The 4384-nt window shown below is 41.3% G+C and carries 3 protein-coding genes; 2 read left to right on the top strand and 1 reads right to left on the bottom strand.

The features are described 5' to 3' along the window. Positions 1-106: 106 nt before the first annotated feature. Complete coding sequence (locus JFC05_RS12550) at positions 107-886, bottom strand: IS4 family transposase (RefSeq protein WP_244658197.1); 780 nt, start codon at positions 884-886, stop codon at positions 107-109. 843 nt (positions 887-1729) lie between these two features. On the opposite strand from JFC05_RS12550, the gene JFC05_RS12545 reads away from it, so the two are divergent. Further along, positions 1730-2644, top strand: coding sequence for an OmpA family protein (locus JFC05_RS12545; protein ID WP_227697556.1), 915 nt, complete (start codon positions 1730-1732; stop codon positions 2642-2644). 78 nt (positions 2645-2722) lie between these two features. Next, positions 2723-4384: Ig-like domain-containing protein (locus tag JFC05_RS12540; protein WP_198337123.1), on the top strand; the 1662-nt coding region annotated here is incomplete at its 3' end.

The following is a 4384-nucleotide window of genomic DNA, read 5'->3' as shown; positions in this document are numbered from 1 at the left end:
GTCCATGTAAGAAGTCCTTTTTGCTTAAGTGGTCTTGGTAAACTTACTTTAGCAATTTTGGGCTTCTTTTTTTATCTTTTTTTTGAGCCCTTATCCCGAACTGGGGTTAAATACCGACATGATAAGCCCAACAAAATGCTAAGGCGTTCACTGCGACTAATTTACTGACCCGATCAAGATGGGTTAAGTGGGTATCTTCAAGATTAAAGCCACGCCCCTTTAGACAAGCAAATAAAGTCTCAATTTCCCAACGCTTAGCATAGCTTGTCATCGCATCCACTGTTTCTAGTTGATGGGTTGCGACAATCACTAAACCATAGTCTTTATCACGCTTGGCAAATACTCGAACCAAACAACCATCGACAGTCAGTATTCGCCCATGTCGATATGTTTCTTGATGGCTAACATGGCGCAATAACTCTTTAATCTGTACCAACTTGCCATGATGATTCTTAACTTTACTGTTCTTCTTAATCCGTATGGCAAAGGGTATGTGATTATTGGTGAGCCAGTTAAACCATTTTTCGCCAACAAACTCTCTGTCTGCTACTATCATCTCAAGGTTATCTTTGCCAAATTGTTTGATAAACCGCTCAATAAGTTCACAGCGTTCAAGATGGTTTGTATTACCTCGCTTATCTAGCATTTGCCAGTATAAGGGGATGGCTATCCCTTTATATACCACCCCTAGCATAAAGATGTTGAGGTTACTTTTACCCCATTTCCAGTTGGTGCGGTCAATGGTTAAGGTGACTTTGCCTAGCCCAAATAGTCGATATATCATTAAAGCCAGTTGATCGTAGTCTATCCTCGCTTCGGCAAAAAATCGCTGTAGTCTGCGATAGTGACTGTCGGTCTTGCCACCCTTAGGGAGGTGTCTTGCTATTTTTTTTAAGATTACTGCTTTGAGCAGTAATCAGGGCTATTATCATTAGGCTCAAACAATTGATTCTTGCCTTGTTCATGCTCAGGTTTTGGGTTAAAGTTTTACTAAGTCTGTTAAAGTTTGGCATGGTCTGATTCGTCTTAAAAATTACTATTATGCCTTTGCTTTAACAGACTTTTTTGTTTTTTTGTCGTGTGCAGAGAGCGAATTAAAAGAAATTTCTTTTTGCATGAGTATTCCTCATAAGACTGATTTTTTAATGAGTTATCGTTAATCTATTTTAAAATAAGACCAAGTCCTACTAACATCCATGTTCTTTATGTGTTGTGCCGACGCAGACAAATACTATTTGAAATGAGTACTAGCAGCACGTGGCATAGAATATACGACTTTGGATTGGAGTGGGCGTATGTTGCATTTCGGGTCAATATCGTTTTCTTTATGTGTGTTTATGGATTAAATTCTATATATAGAGTATGAAGGATTTTATTCTTATATATACTACTAACGTTTGTTATACATAAAATCTACTGTATATATGCAAATAGAACTATAGTCGATACACTCTAAAAATGTCATAGCGCTATTGGGATGAATTTTGCGCAGCCTCTGGGCACGCAGCACGCAAGTAAAATTTATACCAGTAGCGCGTTTAAATCCATAACATTTTTACATTCAGCTAACTATATAGCTATCAGGGTCGTTGAAAAACAACATATAAATCCATCTGCTTGTTAATTTAAAAATATTACCTATCAAAAAAATGGAAGTCTGGTTAATACTATGAACAAGATACTTAGAAAGAATATAGTTGCTATTATTTTACCAATAACATTGCTTGGTATGCCTTCTTGTGCTGTCATTGGTGGTGCTGATAGTGAAGGCTATACCCAGCATGTTGATGGCGTTATGTGGAACAATAAAAAAAGTATTGACTTCAAAGAGGTGCTCAAGCAAGAAGTGGCGTCTGATAAGACTCGATTAGTATTTATACGGAAGAACGATAATCATTCTGAGCAAACAAGTACCAATATCTCCATCAACAACAGATTTCACGTCAGTTTGCATGCGAACAACTACACGGTGGTGGACTCTTGTGTTGGAAGTAATCAGTTGAGTGCTCAGGCGACTGGTTTTAAAAATAATAACTTATTGGCAGATAAGCAAGATTATCAGTTACAAGGTGGTCAAACGTACTTTTTTTATGTCGAAATGGACGGAACAGGCGAGAGCACACTGACGCAGATAACGCCTGACAGTGCATCACCGCTATTAGCAAATAAATCTTATCAGTCTCATCAAATCAGTCGTGTCGTACCGAATTGCCCAGCACCTGTCGCTGCTATGCCCACTGTGATACCACCTTTAACAGTAGAAAAAGAAACACCAGTGCTAACTGAAAAAGTGACGATTGATCTTGAGGTATTATTTGAGACGGATAAGGCGGTCGTACGGCCAGAGTATTATGCCAAAGTAGCTGAGTTGGCTGAATTTATGACCCAGTACCCTAATACGGTAGTAACCATCGAGGGGCATACTGATAGCCGAGGCAAAGATAGCTATAACCAAGCTTTATCCCAACGTCGTGTTAATGCGGTAAAAGAAGTATTGATCTCGCAGTTTGGAGTCGCAGAAGATCGTTTAACTGCCATTGGTTATGGCGAGTCGCAGCCAAGAGCAAGCAACGACACAGTAGAAGGTAGGCAGCTCAATCGCCGAGTGGTTGCTGTGGTCGAAGAAAACCTAGCTAAGCCATGAGTTTTTAGCGATTTAGACATCCTAATACATAAGACTGTAAAGTTTTAAAATTTTGATTGAAGAATATAAGAGATAAAAATGAATACGATTATTGTGAAGACAAATGATGCGACTCAAACCATAGATCAAGTACAAGTCGTGACCAAGGACGGTAAGCCTACCATTATTAAAGCTATGGATAAGGTGAATTATGAGTTTCATGATACTGCTATCGGTCGAGCGCCTAACCATATCATTACTAAGCGTCTGAAAAATGACTTACATGTTTCATTTGAAGAAGAAGGTCAAGAAAGCGATCTTATTATACAAGGTTTTTACGATAACCCAGACAGTGCATTAGTTGGTATCGCTGAAGATGGTGAATATTACCATTATATTCCAGATACAGGTGAGGTTTATGATTATGTAACTCAACTGGAAATAGGTGATGTTGAAGGTCATGCGCTCGGCGGTACAGAGTATGTTGCAGTTGTGCCTTGGTGGATACCAGCGGCTGCTGGCGTTGGATTGGTTGGTATAGTCGCTGCTAGTAGTAGCAGCTCAAACGATAGTGGTGGTGTCACTCCTCCTGTTAATCAGGCGCCTGTTGCTGAAGACGATGTCGTAAAAGGTGAAACAGGTCAGCCTGTCACTATCGACGTAGTGGCAAATGATATTGATCCTGAAAACGACTTAGACCCTACCAGTGTCAAGCTGATCGATCCTACCACAGGTGATGAAGTCACTAGCATCACTGTGCCTGGCGAAGGTGAGTGGATAGTTGATCCTACGACTGGCAAAGTCACTTTTACACCAGAGCCAGGTTTTAGCAATGATCCGACACCTATTGAATATGTTGTTTCTGACAATGCTGGATTAAAGTCCAATCAAGCGACCATTACCGTTGATTATCCAGGCGTAGTAAGCATCACAGGCACGACCAGCTTGAATGAAACCGCTGCTGATGGCAGTGCCAATGAAGCGACTTATACCGTAAGTATTAGCAACCCAAGTACGGAAGATACGGTGATTGAAGTCACCATTAGTGATGGCAGCACCGAAGGTTCCGCTGACTATACCGCACCTGTCACCCAAGAAGTCACCATTCCAGCAGGTCAAACTACGGTTGACATCAGCGTACCGATTGTAGATGACAACCTATTTGAAGGACCCGAGGACTTTACCGTTACCGTTACTGATATCACTTCAGGTACGGCAACGATTGGCCCTGATGACAGCGTCAACACCACCATCTATGATGATGGCACCACAGATGGTGAAACACCTGTTGATCCTGCAGATCCATCAGTAGGCGATGATACGCCAGTAGTATCTATTACTGCCACTAAAGATACTGCCACTGAAGGTGTCGATAACTTGCTTATCTTTGATGTCTCGCAAGATAATCTGAGTAACTTTGACACTATTGTTGACGTTAAGCTGAATACAGTAAATAGCACTATCGAAGCGGCGGACGTTGCTTCTATAAGTTACACTAATTCAGACGGCATTGTAGTGACATTAGGCACCCAAGCTGAGATCCAAGACTTCCTCACCAATGGCGCAAGCGTCAAGATTGCAGCGGGTAGTACCAAAGCCCCAGTCATCACCATTACGGTGGCGGATGATGATGTTTATGAACAATCAGAAGACTTAGTGCTGGATATCAGCAATGCACAGAACGCCACTATAGGCACAGACAGTGCCACTGGTACCATTTATGATGAAGACCGAGTACCTGGTAGTGAAGATCGCTTAGGC

Source organism: Psychrobacter celer (assembly GCF_016107555.1).
Lineage (GTDB): Bacteria > Pseudomonadota > Gammaproteobacteria > Pseudomonadales > Moraxellaceae > Psychrobacter > Psychrobacter celer.
This window is presented reverse-complemented; position numbering and strand designations above follow the sequence as displayed.

Coding starts and splice junctions, on each gene's coding strand:
- JFC05_RS12545 (WP_227697556.1), top strand. CDS start 1,730: ATGCCTTCTTGTGCTGTCATTGGTGGTGCTGATAGTGAAGGCTATACC.